Raw genomic sequence first — 26,834 nt, 5'->3', positions numbered from 1 at the left:
CTTCTTTTATCATTCAATGATTAAAACCCAATCATTACCTCTTCCGGAAGAAGGGGGGATGATTTCTTGCGTTTGGCTACGGTCGATACTTCCGGTTTTTTTTATTTCCCCGGTACGTGGATTCATCCAGGATAGGGTAAGTTCATTATTTTTACTGATTGATTGAAGATTGAAAGTAGCTTTTTCTCCGTTAGGGAAATAAACAAGGGCAAAACCATTACCCTGTAATGCGACAATCTTGTGCTCGAACGAACTATTGTCCGAGATAATCATATCGGGGGCCGGTTTACGACTTGCCCAGTCGTAGCGTTCCAGTAATCGACGGGCATGTATCAAATCGAAAGCACCGGGTAAGTCCAGCGAGGTTTGCCAGTTTCCACGGGCAAAGCCTATCGCTTCCCGTTCGGGAGTCTTCATTTGCCAGATATCATGACAACCATAAGTATGCCCGCAAGAGCCGGAGAACAAATCCCAGTAGAGTGCCTGTCGCACGTCTGTATCATCGAACCAGCCGAGTGAGTCCGGCTTCCAACAAACAGGATGGTTCTCATATCGAGGTTCTCCATCCATGCATGGCTTCACTGGGGTACGGTTGTAGTCTTTCAGGAGCAGACGATTGTATATTTCGTAATTACGCTGGCAATGTCCTGTCTGTGCCATATTGAAATCTAACCAGGTACTATTATGGAACCATTGTCCGGAGGAACATTCACCTTGAGGATGGAAAGTAATAAGATGATTTTTGTCTGCTTTTTTAAGTGCTTTGCCAAGCGCTTCCCAAATTGGATAATTATTATCTCCTCCCCAACGGTCCCCTCCATTAATCCAGATAATGTTTTTAAAATTTTTATAGCGTCGTCCCAGCCATGTTCCATATAATCCGGCATACATGGGGTTGAATATTTCCGGACCTACGCCCCATTGTTTGTCTACTTTATCTCCCCACGTAGGAAGCAACCCGATATATAACCCTTTGGCTTCGGCCATTCGAATGACTTTATCTACCCATTTGTAATATTTTTCGTTTGGTTGTAGGACATTATTGTCAATAAGTGGGGTTTCGCCATAAACGTTAGGTGTATTTAGTCCGTTTAGTTCGGCAAGTATAACGGCTTGTATGACAGTGAAACCTTTAGCCCGGCGATTTTCCAGATATTTTTCTACTTCCTGTTCATTCAGACGGTGGAACAGTTCCCAAGCAGTGTCGCCAATATAAAGGAAAGGAGTTCCATCTTTATGAACCAGATAACGGCCATTTTCGGATATTTGCAATTTACCGTGGGAGAAATTAACGGATGGTCCTTGCCAAACATCCTCCTGCGCGTAAATGGAAAAGATACAGCCGAGGAAGAAGAGTTGGATTAATAAGAAATTTCGTATCATACTTCTGTGTTTTTATATTGGTTTTTACTAAGAATAAGAGTGGATGGCATCTTTTGTAACGCCTCCTTTCGGTGTTCGGATACATCGTTCCATGTATTGTATCCAATCAGCATAAAGTTATAGTTGTTGAAAAGTTCTGTTGTCAAATCTTTATCGGGCAGGAAAGTTGCTTGTGGGGTTGTTTCCGTAAATTGACCGATTGTTTCTACGATATGCTCGTGACCGGGAGTGGTAGTGCTGGTTTTGTTTACGATACCAATTGTCCCGTGTGTCGCTTTCAGGAGGGTAGAAGCATAATCCAGCAAGAAGAGCTCCTGTTCCGAACCGATAATGACAATAACATTTGATGCTTTCACGAAATTCCGGTTGATAAATACTCCTACATCGCAATTGCTTCGTGCGATAAACATCTTTGTTTTATCTTTTAATAAAGCACCCGGGTAGAACCATGACTCCGGCGCTTTGAAACGCTTGAAATAGCGGTTGTAGAATGATGTCCGATAGCGGTTGGCAGCTATATCGTCCGGTGAGTCGCTCATGGAAATACCGGAACCGACGAGAAGAAAATCGAATCCTTCATTATTGACAATATCGCAGATGTCTTGCCCTGCATTATTGGAAACTTCGTAACGGGTATGAATATGCATTCCTAATTTCTTGGCTCCGTATAATATGGGACCGAAGCTGACTTCTTCGAAATTGTCTGTATGGAGGGGATTTACATCTGAGCCTACCGTCAGGTGCAGAGCTGTCAGGTCTAATTTGTTTTTTCCGCGAGCAAACATTTGGTGGGCCACGTCAAGCATGATTTGTCCGTTTCCGGCACGACCGAACGATAATAAAACTTTGAATATACCATTTGCTTGTTCGGTATAAAGATGATGCTCTTTTCGTTTTTCATGCGCACGGAAACAGAATTTGATGAAAGAGACAAGCGGAGTAGTCATAAAAGTTGTAACAAGCGTCATCAATACTAGCATGACAAAAATGGAAGGAGGTAATATTTTCATTTCATAGCCGATAGTCAGTACAACCAATTCCATCAATCCGCGAGTATTCATCAGAGCACCGATATAAAGGCTGTCTTTCCAGCTTTCTCCTACAAAACGAGCAGAGAACATAGCTCCCCCGAACTTACCTAAGATGGCTACTACAATAAAAATACCACACATACACCACAATTCCGGAGTATTCAATAGTCCTATTTCTGTGCGTAATCCCGTAGAAACGAAAAATAGCGGTAGGAATAAGGCTAGCGAAACATCTTCTACTTTTTCAGTCATAATCTTACGAAACTTTACATTACCGGGCATCACGACACCGGCTATGAAGGCTCCGAACAGTGCATGCAAACCTAATATTTCCGTAAAATAGGACGAAATAATCAGCAACAAAAACATGAAAGCGACAAGTGCTTTGTCTATAACTTCTTTATTATGATAAATATGGCCTATCATCCGAAGAAACGGGCGTACGGCCAGAAACATAAATGTTATGTACAAAATGGAAAATAAAATATTAAAAATAGCGCTTAGCATACTGCCGGCTTGAGCGATTGCAATGACGACGGCTAACAGGCACCAAGCTGTAATATCGCCATTGGCGGCACTAGCCAGAGAAATCGTTCCTAAGTGTGTTTTGGTAAGTCCTTTTTCCTGGATGATACGAGCCAGTACGGGAAAAGCTGTAATACTCATCGCTATCCCGATAAACAATGCGAAAGAGAGGAAAGGTGTACCTTTATGCGCATACGATTCATATACATAGTAGGCTGTCAGCATTCCGAAAAAGAATGGCACAATTGTACTTGTATGACTTATCAGTATTGTCTCTTTTAATTTTTTACGGACTTCACTGATGTCGAGTTCCATACCGATGGCAAACATGAATAGTATTAATCCGAACTGACTTAATATTGTGATATTACCTAATGATTCAGGCGGAAATAGAAATGCAGATACGTCAGGTAACAGATGCCCTAAAACAGATGGACCTAAGACGATACCTGCTACAATTTCACCGACAACCGTTGGTTGTCCTATTTTTTGGAACAGCCATCCGAATAACCGGCAGATTAGTAATATGGTAATGATTTGTAAAAGTAAGATACCAATGGAGGATTGGATATGATGTACCATAGAATCCCAAAAAACCAGAAAACCTTCTTCCAGATTTTTGGGAGCATCTTGGGTAGATTGGACTGCAATATCTATTTGGCGGCTTTCTCCTTCTTTGGCGATGATGTACATTAATGAACCAAAAACAACAATCATCAACAAATAAAAGGTTATGCTTTTTGTTCCTTTACTCATACGTCTGTGTTTTATGGTTTCCTGCAAAAATAACCAAAGAAATTAAATAATTAATGTTTGTGGTGTAAAAACTTTATCGTGCTTAAGCTTTAATTATTTTTATCTGTTCGTAGGTCAGTATCTGTTTTTCTTCTATCTTTGTGCGAAACCAATCTCAAAAAATCATGGAGTCGCTAAATCTAATAAAAAATGACCCTTGGCTGGTCCCCTATAAGGAGGCTATAGAAGGACGATACCAATATGTAGTAAATAAGGAAAAGAGTCTGACCAATAATGGGAAACAAACATTATCGGAGATGGCTTCCGGGTATCTTTACTTTGGATTGCATAAGATGAAGACTGGGTGGGTTTTCCGTGAATGGGCGCCCAATGCCACGGCTATTTATATTATCGGTACTTTCAATGACTGGAAGAAAGATGAAAAATACAAATTAAAACGTTTAGGCAATGGTGTCTGGGAAATTGAACTTGCGGAAGATTTACTGCATCATGAAGACCTGTTCAAGTTGCTTGTCGAATGGGAAGGGGGTAGCGGAGAACGTATTCCTGCTTGGATACGTCGTATCGTTCAGGATGAAAATACCAAAATTTTCAGTGCTCAGGTCTGGAATCCTATTCAACCTTATGTTTTCAAGAACAAACGATTTAAACCGGACACTGCTCCGTTGTTGATATACGAATGCCATATTGGTATGGCTTCGAATGAAGAAAAGGTAGGGTCGTATGATGAATTCCGGCTTAATGTATTGCCGCGTATCGCGAAGGAAGGTTATAATGCTATTCAGATTATGGCTATTCAGGAACATCCTTATTATGGTTCGTTTGGTTACCATGTCAGTAGTTTCTTTGCTGCTTCTTCCCGTTTTGGTACGCCTGACGAATTGAAACGGTTAATAGATGAGGCACACGGTATGGGGATAGCGGTTATTATGGATATAGTTCATAGTCATGCCGTGAAAAATGAAGTGGAAGGTTTGGGGCGTTTTGACGGTTCTTATACTCAGTATTTCTTGGGTGGGGCTCGGCGAGAACATCCGGCGTGGGATTCTCTTTGTTTTGATTATGGTAAAAATGAAGTACTCCATTTCCTGCTTTCCAATTGTAAATTCTGGTTGGATGAATACAAGTTCGACGGTTTCCGTTTTGACGGTGTGACCTCTATGTTGTATTATAGTCATGGTCTGGGTGAAGCTTTTTGTAATTACGGTGACTATTTTAACGGACATCAGGATGGTGACGCGATTGCCTATCTGACGCTGGCGAATAAATTGATACACGAAGTAAATAAAAATGCTATAACAATAGCTGAAGAGGTAAGCGGTATGCCCGGATTGGCTGCTAAATACGAAGATGGCGGTTATGGGTTTGATTACCGCATGGCTATGAATATTCCTGATTACTGGATTAAGACAATCAAGGAAAAAAAGGACGAAGATTGGCATCCTTCTTCTATTTGGTGGGAGACTACCAATCGCCGGGTGGATGAAAAGACTATCAGCTATGCCGAAAGTCATGACCAAGCTTTAGTAGGAGATAAGACTATCATCTTCCGTCTGATTGATGCTGATATGTATTGGCATATGCAAGCGGGCGATCATAATTTTGCAGTAGAACGTGGAGTTGCCTTGCATAAGATGATACGTCTGGTGACTGCTTCAACGATTAACGGTGGTTATTTGAACTTTATGGGAAATGAGTTTGGACATCCGGAATGGATTGATTTTCCGCGTGAAGGAAATGGATGGTCTTATAAGTATGCTCGCCGCCAATGGAACTTGGTGGATGATATGAATTTAAAATATCATTTCTTGGGTGATTTTGACCGCGAAATGTTGGAAATAATCAAGAGTGTGAAAAACTTTCAGTCTACTCCGGTACAAAAGGTGTGGGATAATGATGGAGACCAGATTTTAGCCTATATGCGCAAAGATTTGGTATTTGTCTTTAATTTCAGTCCGACAAAGTCGTTTACGGATTACGGTTTTTTAGTCCCAAAAGGAGAATATGAGGTGGTTTTGAATACCGACGCAACACGTTTTGGCGGGTTTGGACTGGCTGATGATTCTATCAGGCATTTTACACAATTTGATCCTTTGTATAAAAAAGAGAAAAAAGAATGGCTCAAATTATACATTCCGGCACGTAGTGCTGTTGTATTGAGTAAAGTAAAAGTAACAAAACAATAAACAAAAGTATCATGCTATATCCAATGACATTTAAGCCAATCCTCAAGAGTATAATTTGGGGTGGCTCAGACATCTGCCCTTTTAAGGGCATTACTCCGGTACAGGAAGGTATTGGTGAAAGTTGGGAACTCTCACATGTTGACGGTAACTACTCAATAGTCGATAATGGAGTTCTTGCAGGTAAAAACTTGGATGAATTAATCCGTACGTATGGTAAACAACTAATAGGTGAAGAGGTAATGGAGCGTTTTGGCCCAACATTCCCTTTGTTAATTAAATTTATCGATGCTCGTGATGACCTTTCCATTCAGGTACATCCAAATGATGAATTGGCAAAAAAACGTCATAACTCGTTTGGTAAGACAGAGATGTGGTATGTGATTAATGCAGCGAAAGGAGCCGGTCTGTATTCCGGATTTTCTAAGCAGATTGATGCGGATGAGTATGTGAAGCGTGTACAGGATAATACTATCATGGACGTTTTGCAACGTTATGAAGTATCTCCGGGTGATGTATTCTTCCTGCCAGCCGGCCGTGTTCATGCGATTGGTGCCGGTTGTTTTATTGCGGAAATACAGCAAACTAGTAATATAACTTACCGTATTTATGATTATGACCGGAAAGGTCCGGATGGAAAGGGACGCGAATTACATACCGAGTTGGCAAAGGATGCTATCGATTATGCCTTGTATCCCGATTATCGTACACATTACAAGGCGCATAGTAATGCTACGGTGGAATTGGCAAGTTGTAAATATTTTACTACTAATTTGTTGGATATTGATACAATAATGGTTCGTGATTTTTCCAGGTTGGATTCGTTTGTCGTTTATATCTGTATGGAAGGCAAGGCCTCCATTCGTGACAATAAGGGAAATGAAATTTATGTTCATCAGGGACAGACCGTCCTGATTCCGGCAGATACGAATGTTATAACGATTTCACCGATTTCGGGTGCTAAATTTATGGAAACGTATATAGGTGAATAAGCCGAATAAATATCTATAGGATAACGAAGGGGGTATTTTTATTGAGTACCCCCTTCGTTATTTTTGTACATGTTTCTTGTAATGTCTCCCTTTATTTCATTCGATTGTCAATTCTATTTCTTTTAAAGCTTTATCTGCGGAAGAACCACCGTACAAAATTTTGTATTTACCAGAACGAACTTCCATTGTTTGCGTGTTATCATTAAATGACCAAAAAGCTTTCGGTGCTAATTCCAAACTGACTTTTTTTGTGCTACCAGCTTTCACCGGAACACGTGTAAAGGCTTTTAAGGCTTTTATCGGACCTTCCGGATCATTCGGATTTTTGATGTAGACTTGAGCAACTTCTTCACCATCCATTTTCCCGGTGTTTGCAATATCGAATGTGAGTGTTACGGACTGGTCCTTCGTTATTTTGTTGGAAGAGAGTTTTGCATTCCGATAGCTGAATGTCGTATAACTTAATCCGTATCCGAATGGATAAAGAGGGGTCTGTGTCATATAACGATAGGTACGTCCTTTCATACTGTAATCTTCGAAGTCCGGCAATTGGTCGACCGATTTGTAGAATGTCACAGGTAGGCGACCAGCCGGATTGTAATCACCGAACAAAATGTCGGCAACGGCTGTTCCGGCTTCTTGTCCTCCATACCAAGCATTTAGAATAGCATCCAGATTAGCGTCTTCCCAGTTCAAAGCCAAGGCGCTACCGGTGCAAAGTACATAAACAACAGGCCTCCCTGTCGCTTTTAATGCCTTTACCATTTCTTTCTGAACTTTAGGAATTTCAATGTTAGTACGATCTCCTTTCTTGAATCCATTCACATTAACGGGCATTTCTTCACCTTCGAGACGTGGGGAAATGCCACCGACAAAGATGATAACATCAGCATCTTTTACTTTAGCCGCAGTTGCTGTATAATTAACAGCTATGCGCTTGTTGTCTGCCGTATTGATTGAGTCGCCTGTGTGTTCGCATCCTTGTTCGAATATCACTTCAGTGTTCGGTACTTTTGTACGAATACCTTCCAAGATAGTGACAGTATGTGTGGGGAAACCATTGTAATTGGCCCATAGCATAGTCGAGTCGGCAGCATTCGGACCTACAACGGCAATTTTTTTAATATTTTTCCGTAAGGGTAATGTTTTGTTTTTATTCTTGAGCAGCACCATACTTTTGTGTGCCATGTTTAGAGCTTGGGCTATGTGCTCAGGGCTTTCTACTACGCTGTATGGTATTTTGGAATAGGGAACGCGTTCATCCGGGTCGAACATTCCGAGTTCGAAACGTCCTTTCAATAGGCGGCGAAGAGCTGTGTCGATGTCTTTTTCCGTGATTTTTCCATCTTTCAGGGCTTGGACCAAAGCTTTATAGCTGTCTCCGCATTCCAAGTCCGTTCCTGTCAGTACCGCATCGGAAGAGGCGCTTTCCGCATCCGGATGTGTTTCGTGACGGGGGGTGTTTTTATCTTTTTGCCAAAAATCATTGATAGCTCCGCAGTCTGAAAGAATAATCCGGTCATATCCCCAACTGTTACGAAGAATATCTATCAAAAGTTTATCGCTGTTGCAACAGGGTTTTCCTTCAAAGCGATTGTAAGCACACATGACTTCTTGTACATTTCCTTCTTTTACCAATGCTTCGAAAGCTGGTAAGTAGGTTTGCCATAAATCGCGTGGAGTGACGTTTGCGTCATACTCATGTCGGTTCCATTCTGGTCCGCTGTGTACGGCATAATGTTTGGCACAGGCATGTGTTTTGAGATATTTAGGGTCATCGCCCTGTAACCCTTTGACAACGGCAACTCCCATACGTTCCGTCAGATACGGGTCCTCTCCGTATGTTTCCATACCACGGCCCCAACGTGGGTCGCGGAAGATGTTAATATTAGGCGTCCAAAATGTCAGGCCTTTATAGCGGTCATATTCCTTATTCTTTTGATATTGATGGTATTTGGCACGGGCTTCATCGCTAACCATTGTAAATGTGGTGAGGAGTGCCTTATCATCGAAAGTGGATGCCATGGCAATTGATTGCGGAAATACGGTTGCCCGTCCGGCACGCGCTACACCGTGAAGCGCCTCGTTCCACCAATCGTATTCGGGGATACCGAGTCGTTCGATGGCAGGTGTGGAGTTCATCATTTGGCCGATTTTTTCTTCTGGAGTGAGCCGTCCTAATAAATCATTGATACGTTGCTCCAATGGTAAATCCGGATTCCGGAATGGGTAATCTTGTTGTTCTCCATTACAGGTGACGGATAGTAGCAGGGCAAATACTGTTGTCGCTAGTTGTTTCATTCCCATGTTATTATATTTTAGTTATTGTAAATGCAACGCAAATAGTTATTGTAAACTATTTATTTTTAGTCGTTTATTATACTTAAATGTCTTACAAAGCTAATGGATAGGAAGGATTTGTTCAAGTAGAATTACTTAAAATAGGTTACTTTTGCCGTTATTTTTTCAAATGTTCTAATTTTGTATGATTGAATTATAAACTTATCAAAGATATGAAGAAAGTAGTATTTGTGTTATTGGCAGTAGTGGGATTAATATCCTGTGGTAATGATGAAAAACCTCATATTCCGGAATTGAATAAACTAACGAATGTGACTTGCACGAAGAATGGAAATGCTTTTTTTACAGCAGACATTACTTACGACCAGGATAAACAGATAAACCGTATTGTTTTAAATGAAAATGGAATTCAGTATACGGAAAACTATATTGTGGTGGATAAGAAGATATCCGTGAGCGGTATAAAAAAACAAGAAGATGGTTCCAGTACAACCCCTTTTGTACATACGGTTTATACACTGAGTGGAGATATGATTGCCCAAAAAGAAGAGATGTCCGAGAATCAATATATGAATAACGTAGTGTATACGGCTACGAAAAGTAGTTTTTCTTATAGCCGTTATTTGTTAAATTCCGTATCCCAGGTTATCCAATGGCCGAACGAAAACGGTTCGGGATATCAGACCCGTAATTTAGGAGAAGTGGACCGTTATACGTGGATGAACAGTAATGTTGTCTATTATGCTTATATGCCACAGAAAGAATTTACATACGAATATGATACCCAGCTTCGTCCTTCAAATTTTCCATTCCGGGTGATTAGTTCTTTTCAGCCTGTCGGGTTTGAGGTCATTTCTCCTGTCAACCTGCTGTACGGGTCAATGAATAGGAATTTACCATCTCGCGCATATTGGTATAATGTGACGGCTGCATCGGATATTTGTGCTGAATATACCTATCGTTATACGATGTCCGCCGAATATATATCGGGCATGACAATTGAAGAAAAAATATATCCGATAAATGGAGCTACGGCAGAAAATAATACGTATGAGTATACGTTTGTTTACAATTTTAATGCGAATTAATGCTTACTTCAATAAATCGGGCCGTAGCCGTGCGGTCCGTTCCTGTGCTTGTTGCAGACGCCATTCGGCAATTTTGCGCTCGTGTCCGGAAAGAAGTACTTCGGGAACTTTCCATCCTTTATAGTCTGCCGGACGTGTATAAACAGGTGGAGCCAGTAAATTATCCTGAAAAGAGTCAGAGAGGGCGCTTTGTTCGTCTCCTATGGCTCCCGGTATTAGGCGTACGACAGCATCTGTGATAATGGCGGCTGCCAGCTCGCCTCCTGTCAGAACATAATCGCCTACCGATATTTCCTTCGTTATCAGATGTTCCCGGATACGGTAATCGATACCTTTATAATGGCCACAAAGGATAATGATATTGTTTAGTAGCGACATGCTGTTTGCCATCGGTTGATTAAACAGCTCTCCATCGGGCGAGGTATAGATAACTTCGTCGTATTCCCTTTCGTTTTTCAAGGTGGAGATAGCCCGGTCGATAGGTTCTATTTGCATGACCATTCCGGCTTCACCTCCAAAAGGGTAATCATCTACGCGACGCCACTTGTTTGTTGTGTAGTCGCGCAGATTATGTAGGTATATTTCTGCCAATCCCTTGTCCTGTGCCCTTTTGACGATAGAGCAATTAATCATTCCGTCTATCATTTCGGGAAGTACTGTCAGTATATCGATGCGCATATTCAGAGTTATGATATTACAATTAATTGAGACTAGGATTTGTATGCTGTGATATTAATCCAACTTTAATACGGCTAAGAATGCTTTTTGCGGAACTTCTACTGTACCGATTTGTTTCATTCTCTTTTTCCCTTCTTTTTGTTTTTCCAGCAATTTACGTTTACGGGAAATGTCGCCTCCATAACATTTTGCCGTCACATCCTTTCGTACGGCTTTTATTGTTTCGCGGGCAATAATTTTTGCACCGATGGCAGCTTGAATGGCGATATCGAATTGCTGGCGGGGAATTAATTCTTTCAGCTTTTCACACATCCTACGACCAAATGTAACACTATTGTCTACATGTGTCAATGTCGAAAGGGCATCCACCGGCTCACCGTTCAGTAAAATATCCAATTTTACCAGCTTGCTGGGGCGGAAATCATGAATATGGTAGTCAAAAGATGCATACCCTTTCGAGATACTCTTCAGCTTGTCATAGAAATCAATTACGATTTCTCCTAACGGCATATCATAATGGATTTCTACCCGATCTCCGGAAATATATTCTTGTTTAATCAAAATACCACGTTTGCCCAGACAAAGTGTCATTATCGGACCAATAAAAGTCGTGTTAGTTATGACAGAGGCACGAATATAGGGCTCATCGATATGGTCAATTAAAGTCGGATCGGGCAATCCGCTCGGGTTATGAACTTCCGTACAATTGCCTTTTTTGTCGTAAACTTTATAGGAGACGTTCGGTACGGTAGTAATTACATCCATATTAAATTCACGGTCTAAACGTTCTTGTACGATTTCCATGTGCAATAATCCGAGGAAACCGCAACGGAAACCGAAGCCTAAAGCTGCAGAACTTTCCGGTTGGAATGTCAGGGAAGCATCATTCAACTGCAACTTTTCCAATGAAGCGCGAAGATTTTCAAAGTCTTCGCTATCAATGGGATAGACGCCGGCAAAAACCATGGGCTTGACTTCTTCGAATCCAGCTATAGCTTCTTTGGCCGGATGAGCCACATGTGTGATTGTATCTCCTACACGTACTTCCCGTGAGGTTTTAATACCGGAAATGATATATCCTACATCTCCCGTACGGATTTCATCACGGGGAGACATGGTCAGTTTCAATACGCCAACTTCGTCGGCATCATATTCTTTGCCGGTAGCAATAAACTTGACGTGATCTCCTTTACGGATTACACCATTAACAACTTTGAAATAAGCAATAATACCCCGGAAGGAATTGAATACGGAATCAAATATCAAACATTGTAACGGAGCATTCGGGTTACCCTTCGGTGCCGGAACTTTTTCAACAATCGTATCCAAAATCTGGTAAACTCCTTCACCGGTTTTACCACTGGCACGTAAAATGTCTTCACGGGGACAACCCAACAATTCGACAATTTGATCTTCCACTTCGTCCGGCATGGCGCTTGGTAGGTCAATTTTATTCATGACCGGAATAATTTCAAGGTCATTCTCTATTGCCATATATAGGTTGGAAATTGTTTGTGCCTGAATTCCCTGAGCTGCGTCAACAATCAGCAATGCACCTTCACAAGCTGCGATGGAGCGGGAAACCTCGTATGAAAAATCGACATGCCCCGGAGTGTCTATTAAATTCAGGATATATTCTTCTCCTTTATAATTATACTTCATTTGGATGGCATGGCTTTTTATCGTAATGCCACGTTCCCGTTCCAAATCCATATCGTCTAAAACCTGCGCTTGTAAATCTTTGCCTTCTACTGTCTTGGTATACTCAAGCAAACGGTCGGCCAAAGTACTTTTACCATGGTCTATATGAGCAATAATACAGAAATTGCGGATATTCTTCATCTGCTATATTTATTTAGGTGCGCAAAGATAGGAAATTTAGCCTAATTTGTTATACTTTTGGCATATCATTTGTTGTTAATAATATATGACACTACAGGAAATAAATAAGACATATAACCGTATAATCGGTTCGTTAGACAATAAGGAGTTGAAGAATGCTTTTGACTTCATACAAACACTTATTGCCGGAATTCGGGAGTATTCATTTCAGGACAAACTGGATGAGTTGCAAAATACATATAAATATATGCTTCGCTATCGTATCGAAGGTGTAAAAGATCCGATGCAGGAACAAATATATAATAATCTGCAAACTTCTCTTTACGAACTGGCAGATCAGATAAAACATAAAGCGTTGGCAATGGGCTCTTCTTTACTTTTTTATAGTAAACGAAGAAATATGCAGATGGATAAAATTTCTTCTTATAAGGAAATTCATACGCTATTGGCAAAAGAATATAAAGCGGGGAGAATGATTGATGTTGATGCTTCCACTATTGTTTTGTTTGATAAAATATGGGTATCTAACTTCTTGACTCAGGAAGAAGCGGATGATATTAAAGATATTTTGAAAGATTATTCATTGCCATTCACAACTGGTTGTCAGATTGTTTCTTCTCTCATGCTCGGATTGCAGGCTGCTTTTGATAAAGAAAAGTTGTTATTGCTTTTTGATGCGGCCGGCCATTCCAATGAAGAGATTAAAGTTCGTGCTTTAATTTCTATTTTGGTTACATTATATACATATAGAAAGCGCACCGGATTGTATCCTCAAATTATGAATCGTTTGGAAGCTTTGGCAGAAGTACCGGGGTTTACGAATACTATCCGTACAATCACATTACGTTTTATACTGGCACGAGAAACTGAAAAAATAACAAAAAAATTACAGGATGAAATTATTCCGGAGATGATAAAGTTGAGTCCCAAAATCAGTAATAAAATCAATTTGAAGGATTTTACGCCCGAACAGCTTAGTGACGAAATGAATCCGGAATGGGAAAGTATCATGTCGGATAATTCATTGGGGAAAAAGATGGAGGAGTTCAGCGAACTTCAACAAGAAGGGGCGGATGTCATGCATTCAACATTCGTACATCTTAAAAGTTTCCCGTTTTTCCATGAACTTAGTAATTGGTTATTACCATTTACAAGCGAACATTCTTCTTTTGGCAGCCAGATGAATTTGGATGATTCTGAAAAACAAATGTTGGAATCAATGACCTTGGCCGGGTTTATGTGTAATTCGGATAAATATTCACTCTATTTCAGTATGCTGCAATTACCCTCGGATACCCGAAAAATGATGATGAACCAATTTGATAGTCAAGCTTCTGAAATGATACAGCAAAACCGGGAAGAGCTTATAAGCAAACGTGGAAAACTTGAAGTGATAGCAGGGCAATATATTCAGGATTTGTATCGTTTTTTTAAACTTTATCCGGAACATCCGGATTTTAACGATATATTTAAAATGCCACTCGATTTCCATAATTTGCCTATTCTTAGGCCTTATATCTCTGATACCGAGAGCTTGACTTCGATAGCTGAATATTATTTGCATAAGAATTATTTCGAAGATGCTTTAGTTATATTCAATCAACTTTCGGAAATTAAACAGGACGATGATGTTTTGTATCAGAAAATAGGGTACTGCAAACAAATGGAAGGTGATTTGAAAGGTGCTTTGGAGGCTTATTTGCATGCGGATTTGCTTAATACGGAAAGTAAATGGGTAATTCGTAGAATAGCCGGTTGCTATCGTTCTTTGAAGCAGCCGGAAGAGGCTTTGAAATATTATCATCGTTATGAAATGCTGAATCCTGACAATTTGTCTGTACAAATAAGTATAGGACATTGCCATCTTGAATTGAAAGATTATAATGAAGCTCTGAAATGTTTCTTTAAAGTTGATTATTTGGATAGTAAAAGCCATAAAGCATGGCGTCCGATAGCTTGGTGCTCTTTTCTGACTGGAAAATATGATCAGGCTCGGAATTATTATAAAAAAATAATAGAGAATCAGCCGAGTAGCTTGGATTTATTGAATGCCGGTCATACGGAATGGGCTTTACAAAATATGAAAGGAACTCTTTCCTATTATAAACAGGCTGTACAGTTGGAAAATGCTGGTTTTGATAAATTTCTTGAACAGTTTAAACAAGATGTTCCGGATTTACTTATTGCCGGCATAGAAGAAACTGAAGTTGCTCTAATGTTAGATCAATTAAGATATACATTGGATGGGGACTTATAAAAGTAAAGTTTTCAATCGGAATTATCTTCTGACAGAAGTTCTTAAACTGAAAAATATAGTCTTTTAACTGATATCGGGTTAATCAGAAAATGTCTTGAAACTTTATATCGTTTGAATTATTATTTGTATTTTTGCCCGTCAAATTGCGCTCATACGGATAATCATTAGTGGTGTTCCGTTATTATGAAAGAATAAATTTTATAGCGATGAATATATCTTACAACTGGCTGAAAGAATATCTTGATTTTGATTTACAGCCTGATGAAGTGGCAGATGCTCTTACCTCTATCGGTTTGGAAACCGGAGGAGTAGAAGAAGTTCAAACCATTAAAGGTGGCTTGGAAGGATTGGTTATCGGTGAAGTTCTTACCTGTGTGGAACATCCTAATTCCGACCATCTTCATATTACAACCGTGCATGTCGGTGGGACAGAACCTCTGCAAATTGTTTGTGGTGCTCCGAATGTGGCAGCCGGACAGAAAGTTGTGGTAGCTGTAAACGGTACGAAACTATACGACGGTGACGAATGTTTTACTATCAAACGTTCTAAAATCCGTGGTGTCGAATCGAATGGTATGATTTGTGCCGAAGATGAAATCGGTATCGGAACCGACCATTCCGGTATTATTGTTTTGCCAGCCGATGCTGTTGTTGGAACTCCTGCCAAAGAATATTATAATATAAAAAGCGACTATGTGCTGGAAGTTGATATTACTCCGAATCGTGTGGATGCCACTTCTCATTTTGGTGTAGCTCGCGATTTGGCTGCTTATTTGAAACAAGCTGGTAAACCGGTTACCCTGAGACGCCCTTCCATAGAAGCCTTTAAGATTGATGATGAAACTCCGGCTATCGAAGTTCTTGTAGAAAATACGGAAGCATGTCTGCGTTATTCCGGTGTTACCATTAAGGGAGTTACTGTAAAGGATAGTCCTGAATGGTTGCAGAATCGTTTGAAAATGATAGGTCTGCGTCCTATTAATAATGTAGTGGATGTGACGAACTTCATTTTACATGAATTGGGGCAACCTCTTCATTCATTTGATGCCGGTAAAGTAAAAGGGGATAAGGTCATTGTGAAAACTCAACCGGAAGGTACGAAGTTTATAACTTTGGATGGTGTGGAACGTACATTGACAGAGCGAGATTTGATGATTTGTAATGCGGAAGAAGCCATGTGCATCGGAGGTGTATTTGGAGGGTTGGATTCAGGTGTTACAGAACAGACGACTGATGTTTTTCTCGAATCTGCTTGTTTTCATCCAACGTGGATACGTAAGACTGCTCGTCGTTTTGGCTTGAATACGGATGCCTCTTTCCGCTTCGAACGTGGTTTGGATCCGAATCAAACTATTTATGTGTTGAAACGTGCGGCCTTATTGATGCAAGAAGTTGCCGGTGGTAAGATTACGGGGGCCATCCAGGATATTTATCCTTCTCCGATGGCTCCTTATACGGTCGAACTGACTTATGATAAAATAAATACATTGGTAGGTAAGGTTATTCCGGTGGAAACGGTGAAGAGTATTCTTGCAAGCCTGGAAATGGAAATTGTTTCCGAAACAGTGGAAGGATTGACTATCCATGTTCCGGTTTATCGTATTGATGTGCAGCGCGATGTTGATGTTATTGAAGATATCTTGCGTATTTATGGCTATAATAATATTGAATTTAGTGACAATGTAAAATCCAATTTGAGCTATCAGACACCTACCGATCATAGTTACAAGATGCAGAACTTAGTCTCCGAACAGTTATGTGGCTCGGGTTTCAATGAAATCATGAACAATTCACTGACACGTTCGGCTTATTATAACGGATTATCTACTTACCCGGTTGCTCGTTGTGTCATGTTGATGAACCCGCTGAGTGCTGATTTGAACTGTATGCGCCAGACATTATTATTCGGTGGTTTGGAGAGTGTGGAACATAATACAAAACGGAAGAATGGGAATATCAGATTCTTTGAATTCGGTAATTGTTATTCCTATAATATAGATAATAAGAAAGAAGGCGAAACCTTGGCGGAATTTAGCGAAGATTATCGCATAGGCTTGTGGATAAGTGGAAATCGTGTTGAAAATAACTGGGCGCATCCGAATGAAAAGTCATCTGTATATGAACTGAAAGCATATGTGGAAAACATGCTGGTTCGTCTGGGAGTTAACATGAAAAAAGTCATTTTCGGAAATTTGAGTAGTGATGTTTATTCGGCTGGTTTGAGTATTACAACTGCATCCGGTCGTCAGTTAGGTACTATGGGAATTGTTAATTCGAAGCTTTGTAAAACTATGGATATCGATACTGACGTTTATTATGCAGAGCTGTCTTGGTCATTATTAATGAAAGAGACGAAGAAAAGTAAAGTTACTTTCTCAGAGATATCCAAATTCCCTGCTGTAAAGCGCGACCTTGCTTTATTGTTGGATAAGCAAGTGCAATTCGCTGAAATAGAAAAGATTGCAACAGAAAGTGAACGTAAGCTGTTAAAGAAGGTTTCTCTCTTTGATGTTTATGAAGGTAAAAATTTGCCTGCCGGTAAGAAATCGTATGCAGTCAGCTTCTTCTTGCAGGATGAAGAAAAGACTTTGAATGATAAACAAATTGATGCCATAATGAAAAAAATCCAGACAAACCTGGAACAGAAATTAGGTGCGCAATTAAGATAAATAATAAATACAAAAAGAAAATAATATGGGAAGAGCGTTTGAGTTTCGTAAAGCGAGAAAGTTTAAGCGTTGGGGCAATATGGCCCGTGTGTTCACAAAGCTAGGTAAAGAAATTACGATTGCTGCAAAGCAGGGTGGTCCGGAACCGGAAAACAATCCACGTTTGCGTGTGTTGATGCAGACTGCAAAGAAGGAAAACATGCCGAAGGAAAATGTGGAACGTGCTATCAAACGTGCTGTATCAAAAGATTTTTCTGACTATAAAGAGATGAACTACGAAGGTTATGGCCCTTTTGGTATTGCAATTTTTGTAGAGACAGCTACAGATAACACTACCCGTACAGTTGCCAATGTTCGTAGCTATTTTAACAAGAATGGCGGTTCGTTAGGTACAACCGGCAGTCTTGAGTTCTTGTTTGAGCATAAGTGTGTATTCCATATCACTAAAAAGGAAGGTGTTTCACTGGAGGATTTGGAACTGGAATTAATTGATTATGGAGTAGACGAATTGGATGAAGACGAGGACGAAGTAATTATCTATGGTGAATTTGCTCAGAATGCAGCTATCCAGAAATATTTGGAAGAAAATGGTTTTGAAATTACTAGTAGCGAATTTGTCCGTATTCCGAATGATCAGAAAGACGTAACTCCCGAACAGCGCGAAACAATTGAGAAATTAATTGAAAAGCTGGAGGAAGATGAAGATGTTCAAAACGTTTTCCATAATATGAAAGAAGACGAATCGGAAGAGGAAGAGGAATAAAGTATAGACTTTATGCTAATAAGGAGAGAGGATATCGGTTGGGCCGGTATCCTCTTTTTTGTAATGTGATTTAAAATTGTTCGATATTCAGTTCTGCAGCTAACATATCCGGAATGGCGGCTGCGAATGTCTTGAAGTGTTCGGAATTGGCATGGAAATCGAAAGCGGCATCATCCTTATATTCTTCATAGAAAATAAAAGATTTCGGATCCGATGGCGACTGATAAAGATTATAACTAATGTTTCCGGTTTCTTGGCGTGTAGCATCAATCAGCGGTTTTGCCACTTCAATGAAAGCAGCTTCCTGACCTTCTTTAACTAAGACGCGGCAAACGATAGTTTTTTTCTCTTTTTTCGGGGTTTCAGGAGTTGTTTTTTCTGCACATGCTTGGTCACAAGCTTTATCCGCATTCCCTTTTTGCGCATTGCCATTACATGATGTTGCACCTATCATGACCATGGCCATTAAAATCATAACGATCTTTTTCATTTTACCTATAAATTAAAAACCTAAAATAAAGATATCGTGACAAAGGTAATGTGTTATTTTTAATTATTTGACATAATGTGTGAAAATATTCTGAAATAGTTTCTTTATGTCATTACTGTTGAAATGTGTATACATTTCAGTGAATATGACTTTTTATGCTTTTAATTTGACAATGAATAATACCGGATTATCATTTTCAGTCCTACCGGGGAAAGCTTTTTCAACTTCTTCTCCCATTTTACAATAGCAATAGTAATTACTGTGAACATCCATCGCTTGTAATTCGGCTATTTGGCCGGTTCCGTAAAAATTGTCTTCCAGACCTCCTTTTACATTATATGAATAATTTTTCTTGAGATCAAAACAATATGTGTAATTCATATTAGCTGCATTAGGATTGTAATAGGTTGAAACAAGAAAACGGCTACCGATACGCAAAGGAAGGATATCGGAATATTCATTTGTGATATTTAATTTATTCCGGCTGATGAGGTAAAGTGTGTCCTGAAGTAATTCTTCCGGTTGAAGTGATGGTGATTGTACATATATTTTTTCATTAGCAACAGCTACTTCCGGGCAAAGTTCGCGATTAAGGGAGAAACGGCCTAAGTCGACAGAATTTAATTTGCGGGATTCCACTTCATTGAAAATTGTATCGAATTTATATAGCCATTGTTCCAGAAACTTCTGATTATTATATTCTTTTCTCTCTACTGTTCGTTCGGCTGTGGCCCATATATGATGATCATAATAGGTTAATTTGATAAGAGAGTTCCATGGGCGGTTATCTGACAGATTTATTTTACCCAGAAAATTTCCTTGGTAATTATAATAATGAGCATTCTGCTCTTCATCCATTACGATTAACTGCTTGTGTACCGGGTCAATAACATAGTCGGCTACAAGTATATTATTGGGGTGGTCTAAAGTGCAATAAGTAATCTGGTTAATGAATTTACCTGAATTGCTAAAATGATAAAGTTGTCGTTTATTGACCAGAAAAAGATTATCTCCATCTCTTTTTATCAATCTGACGTGGCTGAGCTTACAAGAGTCGGTTGTTTCCAGAGGTATAGCTGCCACTTCCTCTGCAACGTCGGATAAAGAGGCCATTATGCTGCTTTTTACAATTGTATCGACAGTTACAAGTTCATATCCTTCTTTTATATAAGTGACTAATAAAATCAGTAACAAACAAATACAAGCTCGTTTCATTCTTTTTCCTGTTTTAAGAGTTTTTGTAAAAACGTATTTTGTAATGATTTATTATAATAGAAGCTACCTAAATAATAGGGTTGGCAATAGGAATTGTATTCTTCATACTGGTATTTTCAATAATCTCTTTTAATGTCTCCACATCTAAGGGCTCTTTCCGGTTACGGTGTATCATACTATGGCAATTGGAACAGAGAGGAACAAGATTCTTGAGCGCTTCCTTCAATGTTTTTTCCATATCTTCGTCTTCATATTTGAAGATAGGTTTAATATGATGTATTTCAATGTAATCTCTTCCTAACTCTTGTCCGTAGAATTTATTAAAATTAAACCTGCAACAAGTGCAACAGATTTGACCATCTATCGTAAATTTCTCACGTGCATAATCTCTTAACCGGGCAGACCTGTCATATCGGGCTGTTTTTGTTTCCTTTTTTCCTCCTTCATTTATCCAGGCTTCCTCGTCGAATACTTCTATCTTTTTTTGTTTCTTTGTTGTTTCGATTTTGACGAAACTGTCTGTTATATCTTTATATGAAAAATTATTGTCTAACAGATAATTCAGTACTTCCCGGTTTGCTTCTAGATGCTCTTGTCCGGCTTTTGTTATTTGGAAACATCCGTCTTCGTAGTCGGCAAATCCGTTTCGGTTGAATGTATTATGTGATTTCAGGTTACGGACTATTTGGGAGAAACGAGTATCTCTCCGGTTGTCTAATATTTGGACGTCTTCTCCTCTTGGATGCATGATATCCGTCAACTCTTTAATCAAATCAGAGGTCCCTATTTTACCATCATGTAAACTCATTAGATATAGGGCAGGTAATACTAATGCTGCTTCTGTAATTCTTCCTTCCATGTTCTTAATTCTTAATCTTGCAAAAATACCCATTTATTATTATCAGACATACTATCGTTATAATGGAAACCTTCCCAGCTGAACATTTTCAGTTCTTCAGGATTGCTGATACGGTTTTTTATGATATGTCGCGTCATTTGCCCACGAGCCATTTTCGCATAAATAACAATTGTATCAGCCTTGCCATTCTTCCAAACTTTAAAATCGGGTGTGATAATACGGACAGCTTGTTCTACTTTTTTCCAATCGAAAGCCGGTTGTATATCCATACTGGCCAGATTTATCAGAAGATTATCGTCGTTTTTTATCTCATTGATTAATGTCTGTGTTTGCCGGGGACGCCAGAAATTGTACATATTTCCTTCACCCAATTCCGGCAGTTTAACATCAAACTCTATCCGGTAAGGTTTAATCAGGTCCAATGGGCGAAGCAAGCCGTAACAGAAAGAGACGAAACGCAGGTGTTTTTGTGCGAAAAAGAAGTCGGCCTCTGTGAAATCTTTTGGTTGAATATTTTTGAAAACAACTCCTGTATATGCTAAAATAGCTTGCAAAGGCTTATATTCTTCCGTATGAAAATCCTGAAAACGTTGATAACTTTCCGCTGCCAGTTTCGGACTCAGTTTCAATATCCGCCGCAATTCATCAATAGGAAACTGAGCCATGTTCAGGGCTATTTCTGTAGCTTCCCCGGAAAATCGGGGTTTAGTTCCTGTCGGTGCTTTTATTTTAGATGTACCGGTCATCGTTTTTGCCGGTGATAGGATAATATGCATAAATTTTAAATTGTTTGTTGTTGAATAAAAGCAGCTTCTTTTATTTCCCGGTTTTCGAGGATGCCGGACATATATTCGATTGCCCAGTTCACAAGGTTTTCTACGTGTGGCATCAGGCTTTTGCCGGTGTCGGTCAAATAATATTCTACACGAGGAGGAACTTCGGCATATACATTTCGTGTAACGAGTCCGTCAGCTTCAAGTGTCCGGAGGGTGACTGTCAGCATTCGTTGAGATATATCGGCTATACTCTTGTGTATATCGCTGAAACGCATCGTTCCATTTGCATCTAAAGTAATCAGGACGAGCATCGACCATTTATTACCCAGTCTGCTTAAAATATCACGTATCGGACAATTACCCGTCGGATGAAAATTTTTCATTTTTTTAATCTTTTGTATTCTATTGGTTCTCAACAATTGTTATCTCTATGTAAGTTCCTTATTCAGAGGTGCGTTCTTGTTTCCTTAAATAGGAAAACATACATTTGCATAACAAAAGTAATAAACTTACGAAAAATAACTATTGTTTTACTTAATAATTTGAATTATGGCAAAGAAAGTAGCCGTTTTGGCAGTAAATCCGGTAAATGGATTTGGTTTGTTCCAGTATTTGGAAGCCTTTTTTGAAAATGGTATTCCCTATAAAGTATATGCAGTTGCAGACACAAAGGAAATAAAAACAAATTCCGGTATTGCATTGTCTGTCGACGATGTAATTGCAAATCTGAAAGGGCATGAAGATGAATATGACGCATTGGTTTTTGCTTGTGGCGATGCTATCCCCAAATTCAGCGAAAATGCTAATAAACCCTATAATCAGGACATGATGGCTGTTATTAAAGCATTTGGAGAAAAAGGAAAATTAATGATAGGTCATTGTGCCGCAGCCATGATTTTCGATTTTACCGGAATAACAGCAGGTAAAAAAGTGGCCGTTCATCCGTTAGCCAAACCGGCTATACAGAACGGGACAGCTACTGGTGAAAAATATGAAGTAGATGGAAACTTCTTTACTGCTCAGGATGAAAACAATGTTTGGACAATGATGCCACAGGTTCTCGAAGCATTAAAATAAAACGTAACCGAATATTTATTTTTAAAGGGAGATTTTTTTATTAGTCTCCCTTTTTTGTTTGTTTTTCTGATTGTTGCATTTGGAATGGAACTAGCGATTCCGCGTATTTTTATTATACGACTTTTACAATTGGAATATCAAGTAAGAAAGCCAGTTTTTCCAACTTGTCAGCCAGATGGCCTGTACCAATGGCACAATGATGTGAGGGGCCGGCTTTGCTCCATGTATTGATAAAATAGCGTGCTCCGCAGGCGAAACGGTAACGGCTGTTAGTGTTGCCTATTTGTAGCGTCGGACCTGCTACCGATTCTCCTTCCGCTACAAGTAAAAAGATACCATCTTTTCCTTCACAGACCGAAAGTAAAGTGATGGGGCCATGTTTTACGGTCATTTGAATGGATAGCCCTTTACCTGGTTTCCCATGATAAACAGGAAGTGGAACTAATTTGACCGGGCCTTCGGCTATGGCTAAATGGGCCGGACCGTCATGTCCCAGTATAACAATATCATCGTCAAAATCCATTGCATAAAATTCTGCAAAAGAACCGCCGGTTCCCAATAATGACATAATTTTCATGGCCTGTACGTTTTTAACCTCGCATTCTCCGGCAATCGGTATATTTTTTCCGGTCAGTAGTGTATTTCCGGCAATAATGGAGGTGACGATATTTTCATATTCGTTTCCTGCATATCCTTCATAATAATAAGCCATTGAACCTAAATCGTGAGCCGTTATCAGTTTATCGAGTGCGATGGATGTGCGGGCAGCTCTCTCCAGTTCATCAGACTCGCATTGTGGAGAGATTTCGAAGCAAGTACTGAATTCCTGTAATTTATTATTCAATTCTTCAGAAGTAACTTGATTCCGGTAAGCTTTCAGTTCGCACATTTCCAATATTTCGATATGAGTACCGAATGTGGAAGATTGCAGGGTTGTATCAGTGTACACATCCAGCATACCGCAATAATAGTGTCCTAAAATTCCCATTCGATTATCTCTCATACCTTTTGCTGCCCTTGAAGCATCAATCCATGCATTAATTTGTTCCCAGACGAAATTTTCCTGCAAATAGCCCGTGACAATATCGTAAGGAATGCCGACCCTATTAAATACATTTGCAAATTCCGGAACCGAACAAGCTTGGCAGTGAGCGAGCCATTCTCCTGTCATTTTACCTCTGTCACCGAGGTTGTTTATATATTCGTAATTAATTTTAGATGCCGGTTGGATATTCAGTAAAATAACCGGAACTTTTAACCTTTGAGCGAGTGGTAATACTGTTGAGGATAGTGCATACGTTGAAATAAAGATAAAAAGGATACTAATATCTTGTTTTTGGAGCATTTCTGCTGTTTCTATAGCCTTAACAGGGTTGTCTGCTATTCCTGCATTAACAACCTGTATATCAGGTCGGGACATTTTTGTCGCAATTTCTTCCTGATACCCGCAGAGGCGTTCGTAAAGTCCTTCAAACTGGGGCCAATATGTATCTAACCCTAATCCTACAAGTCCAATGTTTGTTTTGCTGTTTTTCATGATGTGTTTTTTTATAAAAATCATTTTCTGTCGATGATAAATGCAGAGGAGTTCTCCTTTATTGATAGAAGGATAGATGTGGTTTCTACCCCGTGGGAAAGCTGATGTTTGTATGTGACATCCTTTTGTTGTCCGGTATGCGGATCTAATAGTACAGGTGATATTTTCCCCCGTAATATAACTTCTGCACGATAAGACGTATCTTTCAGATTAGCAAAATAATAGACGGATTGATTGCCGTTTATTTTATGGATGTATTTCAATTCTTGTCCGTCAGGGAAAGCGACATCTGCCACCTTGTGGCAGGCAGCCAGTGTTCTCCTTAGTATTTCGGTTCTCGGCTTTTCTATGAAAAAGGCTTTACCGGATGAGGATTGAGATTTGTTTCCGGTTATCATCCGGTTGATTATTTTTTTAATTTCTTTGTCTTTACCCGGTTCCACAGACTTTTCCGGCAATTGTGTGGTAAATATCACATTTCCACCTGTTTTATAGAATGTTTCTATCTTTTGCAGGTTTGCGAGCGAAATTGTTTTCATACCCGGAACAATTACTAACCTGAATGTCTCTTTGTTAATATGATTATTTAAATGCAACAAACCGTTTTGTATTTCGCATTTTGTTGATAATACTTCCGGGTGGATATAGGTGAAATCTCTCCCGAGCGTATCTGTCAGTAATGTAGAAATATGAATATAGTCTGTGTTCGGAATACGAATACCTCCTTCATAATATCCTAATGCTCCATCCAACACGTGCTCTCCCTGTAAAGATTCAATCGGATAAATGACTGCAATGTCGGCAACATGCTTGCCTTCTTGCTGGAGGACATAATTCAAACGTGTCAGGAATAAATTGAATGCGGGAAGCGAATCTCTATATAGTTCGTTTCTCCAAGATAATTCCGGCAGAAATGTTACATTTTTGTCGTCATACCAGACGGCATGAGGAATTAAAGTATTTATACCTTTTGTGTATTGTTCCATAGCAATCTGGTAAAGTTCTTTCACTTTCAAATTACCCATCGCGCCGAATGTTTCGGACATGACTTGCCGTTTGTCCCAGTTGTAGGCTGAAGACGAGATTATTTTATAGTATAATTCGGCAGGACGATTGCCTCCAATCTTATCTATGCCCGGCATATCCATATATTTACCGCAAAGCATCAAATCACCGGAAACACTGACCGGATTTTGTATTTCTTCCTGATCCTGATGTCCGGTGGAATGGATACCGTGGGCGGAAGCCCATTCTTGTATCGTTTTCATAAAACCTTCGGCGTATAAAGTGGCGCGCAATCCGAATAACCGGTTTCTGGCGGACTGTGTTTCTTCTCCGATATTATACCATAAAGCCGGGTAAAGCAATTCGGGTGAATATCCGTAGCGGGCTTTAAATTTTTCGTTGAATTTCTCTGTCCACATGCGTCCTTGTGCTCTATACAGGGTCGGTTCATCAAAGAATGTCTGTATAATTGTTTTCCCGAAATCTTTTGAAAATTTCTCGTAGTAAGCCTGGTGTGTCTCTTTTACAAACAACTTTACCGCTTCGGGATTGAGGTAATCCACATTCGGGTCGCCGTCTTTTACGCAAACGAAGAATAAAACTTTCCAGGCTCCTTTCGGGGCTCGCCAGTCAAGTTCTCCCGAATGGATATGCGTTTTTAAGGAGAGACGTTTCCCTGACAAAGTATCCATGGCCACGGTCGCCATCAGCTTGCCTTCGGGAAGCGGTTTGCGGATACGCGTTCCCGAAGGAACTTCATACTCGATTTTATCCAGTCTTTTGATGGTTGCATCCGGATATTTATTCATAAAGCGAGGAACACCATCGGCATTAATTGCCCCCATGCTTCCACTGGGAAAACCATATTCATCGTATAATGACATCCTGGCATCCAGTTTTCGGGCTTCTTCGATGATTGCCCCATAAAGGGAGAAATATTTATCCGACAAATATTCCGGTTTGAAATCTTTCCCGAACGGTAGAATAGCACAGCCTCCGTAACCGTCTTTTTCCACCATCTGGCGAAACAGGTTCAGTAGTTCTGTTTCATTGACGGTGGTATTATTCCAAAACCATAGGGGAATAGGTCTGTATTGTTTCTCCGGATTAGCAAAAGCTTTTGGAGAGATTTGCGCTTGCGAGGCGTGAACAAATACAAACAGAGTAAATACTATTTTAATCAGTTCTTTCATACATCCTAAATTGGGGTTCAATGAATATAGCTTTTTCAAAAAGTTATTTTTACAAAGATAAAATCAAACTTTGAGCTAACAACTTTCAAAACTGACTCTATTTCTTCTGTTTTTGATAATCTGTTTGTCATACTATTGCAGATGAGTTTATGCGATTATCAAAATGTCACTAATATGGCAACTAAATGGGATTAGTATAGCAGGTAAAATGAAT

19 protein-coding genes are annotated in these 26,834 nt (G+C 39.7%); 7 read left to right on the top strand and 12 right to left on the bottom strand.

Annotated features, from left to right (window positions below; genetic code table 11):
* Positions 1–9 precede the first annotated feature (9 nt).
* Together DW103_RS11455 and DW103_RS11450 are read right to left on the bottom strand one after the other, a co-directional pair.
* Positions 10–1,383 carry a glycoside hydrolase family 140 protein gene (locus DW103_RS11455; protein WP_122276234.1) on the bottom strand — a complete coding sequence of 458 codons (1,374 nt, stop codon included), beginning with the start codon at positions 1,381–1,383 and terminating at the stop codon, positions 10–12.
* Positions 1,380–3,695: a cation:proton antiporter gene (locus DW103_RS11450; RefSeq protein ID WP_122276232.1), complete on the bottom strand. Its 2,316-nt coding sequence runs from the start codon at positions 3,693–3,695 to the stop codon at positions 1,380–1,382. The genes DW103_RS11455 and DW103_RS11450 overlap by 4 nt, the downstream gene beginning before the upstream one ends.
* 164 nt (positions 3,696–3,859) lie before the next feature.
* Here DW103_RS11450 and DW103_RS11445 point away from each other — a divergent pair, with 164 nt between their 5' ends.
* A complete protein-coding gene (locus DW103_RS11445; RefSeq protein ID WP_122276230.1) occupies positions 3,860–5,881 on the top strand; it encodes an alpha amylase C-terminal domain-containing protein in 2,022 nt (673 codons plus the stop codon).
* Between the two features lie 11 nt (positions 5,882–5,892).
* On the top strand, positions 5,893–6,870 hold the full coding sequence (locus tag DW103_RS11440) for a type I phosphomannose isomerase catalytic subunit (RefSeq protein ID WP_122276228.1): 978 nt from the start codon (positions 5,893–5,895) through the stop codon (positions 6,868–6,870).
* A gap of 96 nt (positions 6,871–6,966) precedes the next feature.
* Here the strand turns inward: DW103_RS11440 and DW103_RS11435 are convergent, their stop codons facing one another.
* Entirely contained in the window at positions 6,967–9,177 is a 2,211-nt protein-coding gene (locus tag DW103_RS11435; RefSeq protein ID WP_122276226.1) for a glycoside hydrolase family 3 C-terminal domain-containing protein, read from the bottom strand.
* Positions 9,178–9,383: 206 nt separating this feature from the next.
* Here DW103_RS11435 and DW103_RS11430 point away from each other — a divergent pair, with 206 nt between their 5' ends.
* Positions 9,384–10,259 carry a DUF5032 domain-containing protein gene (locus tag DW103_RS11430; protein ID WP_122276310.1) on the top strand — a complete coding sequence of 292 codons (876 nt, stop codon included), beginning with the start codon at positions 9,384–9,386 and terminating at the stop codon, positions 10,257–10,259.
* A gap of 3 nt (positions 10,260–10,262) precedes the next feature.
* On the opposite strand, the gene trmD is transcribed toward DW103_RS11430, so the two are convergent.
* Together trmD and lepA are read right to left on the bottom strand one after the other, a co-directional pair.
* On the bottom strand, positions 10,263–10,937 hold the full coding sequence (gene trmD, locus DW103_RS11425) for a tRNA (guanosine(37)-N1)-methyltransferase TrmD (RefSeq protein ID WP_122276224.1): 675 nt from the start codon (positions 10,935–10,937) through the stop codon (positions 10,263–10,265).
* Positions 10,938–10,991: 54 nt separating this feature from the next.
* Positions 10,992–12,779, bottom strand: coding sequence for a translation elongation factor 4 (gene lepA / locus DW103_RS11420; protein WP_122276222.1), 1,788 nt, complete (start codon positions 12,777–12,779; stop codon positions 10,992–10,994).
* Positions 12,780–12,864: 85 nt separating this feature from the next.
* Here lepA and DW103_RS11415 point away from each other — a divergent pair, with 85 nt between their 5' ends.
* The 3 genes from DW103_RS11415 to DW103_RS11405 all read left to right on the top strand — a co-directional run bounded on the left by DW103_RS11415 (position 12,865) and on the right by DW103_RS11405 (position 18,468).
* Positions 12,865–15,036, top strand: coding sequence for a tetratricopeptide repeat protein (locus DW103_RS11415; protein ID WP_122276220.1), 2,172 nt, complete (start codon positions 12,865–12,867; stop codon positions 15,034–15,036).
* Between the two features lie 206 nt (positions 15,037–15,242).
* Positions 15,243–17,705 (top strand): phenylalanine--tRNA ligase subunit beta, encoded by a 2,463-nt coding sequence (pheT, locus tag DW103_RS11410; RefSeq protein WP_122276308.1) that lies wholly within the window; start codon positions 15,243–15,245, stop codon positions 17,703–17,705.
* Positions 17,706–17,730: 25 nt separating this feature from the next.
* Positions 17,731–18,468, top strand: a complete 738-nt coding sequence (locus DW103_RS11405; RefSeq protein WP_122276218.1) for a YebC/PmpR family DNA-binding transcriptional regulator — start codon at positions 17,731–17,733, stop codon at positions 18,466–18,468.
* Between the two features lie 70 nt (positions 18,469–18,538).
* Here DW103_RS11405 and DW103_RS11400 read toward each other — a convergent pair whose 3' ends face one another.
* The 5 genes from DW103_RS11400 to DW103_RS11380 all read right to left on the bottom strand — a co-directional run bounded on the left by DW103_RS11400 (position 18,539) and on the right by DW103_RS11380 (position 22,191).
* Positions 18,539–18,958: a putative quinol monooxygenase gene (locus tag DW103_RS11400; RefSeq protein WP_233545678.1), complete on the bottom strand. Its 420-nt coding sequence runs from the start codon at positions 18,956–18,958 to the stop codon at positions 18,539–18,541.
* A gap of 153 nt (positions 18,959–19,111) precedes the next feature.
* A complete protein-coding gene (locus DW103_RS11395; RefSeq protein WP_122276216.1) occupies positions 19,112–20,173 on the bottom strand; it encodes a 6-bladed beta-propeller in 1,062 nt (353 codons plus the stop codon).
* Positions 20,174–20,240: 67 nt separating this feature from the next.
* Entirely contained in the window at positions 20,241–21,032 is a 792-nt protein-coding gene (locus tag DW103_RS11390; protein ID WP_158576691.1) for an HNH endonuclease, read from the bottom strand.
* 11 nt (positions 21,033–21,043) lie between these two features.
* Entirely contained in the window at positions 21,044–21,808 is a 765-nt protein-coding gene (yaaA, locus tag DW103_RS11385; protein WP_122276212.1) for a peroxide stress protein YaaA, read from the bottom strand.
* Positions 21,809–21,813: 5 nt separating this feature from the next.
* A complete protein-coding gene (locus tag DW103_RS11380) occupies positions 21,814–22,191 on the bottom strand; it encodes a helix-turn-helix domain-containing protein (RefSeq protein WP_122276210.1) in 378 nt (125 codons plus the stop codon).
* 166 nt (positions 22,192–22,357) lie between these two features.
* Between DW103_RS11380 and DW103_RS11375 the strand changes: the two genes are divergently transcribed.
* On the top strand, positions 22,358–22,885 hold the full coding sequence (locus DW103_RS11375; protein WP_122276208.1) for a DJ-1/PfpI family protein: 528 nt from the start codon (positions 22,358–22,360) through the stop codon (positions 22,883–22,885).
* 112 nt (positions 22,886–22,997) lie between these two features.
* Here DW103_RS11375 and DW103_RS11370 read toward each other — a convergent pair whose 3' ends face one another.
* Positions 22,998–24,422 carry an L-fucose/L-arabinose isomerase family protein gene (locus DW103_RS11370; protein ID WP_122276304.1) on the bottom strand — a complete coding sequence of 475 codons (1,425 nt, stop codon included), beginning with the start codon at positions 24,420–24,422 and terminating at the stop codon, positions 22,998–23,000.
* A 20-nt stretch (positions 24,423–24,442) separates the two neighbouring features.
* Entirely contained in the window at positions 24,443–26,620 is a 2,178-nt protein-coding gene (locus tag DW103_RS11365; RefSeq protein ID WP_122276206.1) for a glycosyl hydrolase, read from the bottom strand.
* Positions 26,621–26,834 lie beyond the last annotated feature (214 nt).

The sequence above is a fragment of the Parabacteroides sp. AM08-6 genome, assembly GCF_003473295.1.
In the GTDB taxonomy this organism is placed as follows: Bacteria; Bacteroidota; Bacteroidia; order Bacteroidales; family Tannerellaceae; genus Parabacteroides.
This window is presented reverse-complemented; position numbering and strand designations above follow the sequence as displayed.

What these genes read in the sequence shown, in the direction of transcription:
- DW103_RS11455 (WP_122276234.1), bottom strand. Translation starts at nt 1,383, where the DNA reads ATGATACGAAATTTCTTATTAATCCAACTCTTCTTCCTCGGCTGTATC.
- DW103_RS11450 (WP_122276232.1), bottom strand. Translation starts at nt 3,695, where the DNA reads ATGAGTAAAGGAACAAAAAGCATAACCTTTTATTTGTTGATGATTGTT.
- DW103_RS11445 (WP_122276230.1), top strand. Translation starts at nt 3,860, where the DNA reads ATGGAGTCGCTAAATCTAATAAAAAATGACCCTTGGCTGGTCCCCTAT.
- DW103_RS11440 (WP_122276228.1), top strand. Translation starts at nt 5,893, where the DNA reads ATGCTATATCCAATGACATTTAAGCCAATCCTCAAGAGTATAATTTGG.
- DW103_RS11435 (WP_122276226.1), bottom strand. Translation starts at nt 9,177, where the DNA reads ATGGGAATGAAACAACTAGCGACAACAGTATTTGCCCTGCTACTATCC.
- DW103_RS11430 (WP_122276310.1), top strand. Translation starts at nt 9,384, where the DNA reads ATGAAGAAAGTAGTATTTGTGTTATTGGCAGTAGTGGGATTAATATCC.
- trmD (WP_122276224.1), bottom strand. Translation starts at nt 10,937, where the DNA reads ATGCGCATCGATATACTGACAGTACTTCCCGAAATGATAGACGGAATG.
- lepA (WP_122276222.1), bottom strand. Translation starts at nt 12,779, where the DNA reads ATGAAGAATATCCGCAATTTCTGTATTATTGCTCATATAGACCATGGT.
- DW103_RS11415 (WP_122276220.1), top strand. Translation starts at nt 12,865, where the DNA reads ATGACACTACAGGAAATAAATAAGACATATAACCGTATAATCGGTTCG.
- pheT (WP_122276308.1), top strand. Translation starts at nt 15,243, where the DNA reads ATGAATATATCTTACAACTGGCTGAAAGAATATCTTGATTTTGATTTA.
- DW103_RS11405 (WP_122276218.1), top strand. Translation starts at nt 17,731, where the DNA reads ATGGGAAGAGCGTTTGAGTTTCGTAAAGCGAGAAAGTTTAAGCGTTGG.
- DW103_RS11400 (WP_233545678.1), bottom strand. Translation starts at nt 18,958, where the DNA reads ATGAAAAAGATCGTTATGATTTTAATGGCCATGGTCATGATAGGTGCA.
- DW103_RS11395 (WP_122276216.1), bottom strand. Translation starts at nt 20,173, where the DNA reads ATGAAACGAGCTTGTATTTGTTTGTTACTGATTTTATTAGTCACTTAT.
- DW103_RS11390 (WP_158576691.1), bottom strand. Translation starts at nt 21,032, where the DNA reads ATGGAAGGAAGAATTACAGAAGCAGCATTAGTATTACCTGCCCTATAT.
- yaaA (WP_122276212.1), bottom strand. Translation starts at nt 21,808, where the DNA reads ATGCATATTATCCTATCACCGGCAAAAACGATGACCGGTACATCTAAA.
- DW103_RS11380 (WP_122276210.1), bottom strand. Translation starts at nt 22,191, where the DNA reads ATGAAAAATTTTCATCCGACGGGTAATTGTCCGATACGTGATATTTTA.
- DW103_RS11375 (WP_122276208.1), top strand. Translation starts at nt 22,358, where the DNA reads ATGGCAAAGAAAGTAGCCGTTTTGGCAGTAAATCCGGTAAATGGATTT.
- DW103_RS11370 (WP_122276304.1), bottom strand. Translation starts at nt 24,422, where the DNA reads ATGAAAAACAGCAAAACAAACATTGGACTTGTAGGATTAGGGTTAGAT.
- DW103_RS11365 (WP_122276206.1), bottom strand. Translation starts at nt 26,620, where the DNA reads ATGAAAGAACTGATTAAAATAGTATTTACTCTGTTTGTATTTGTTCAC.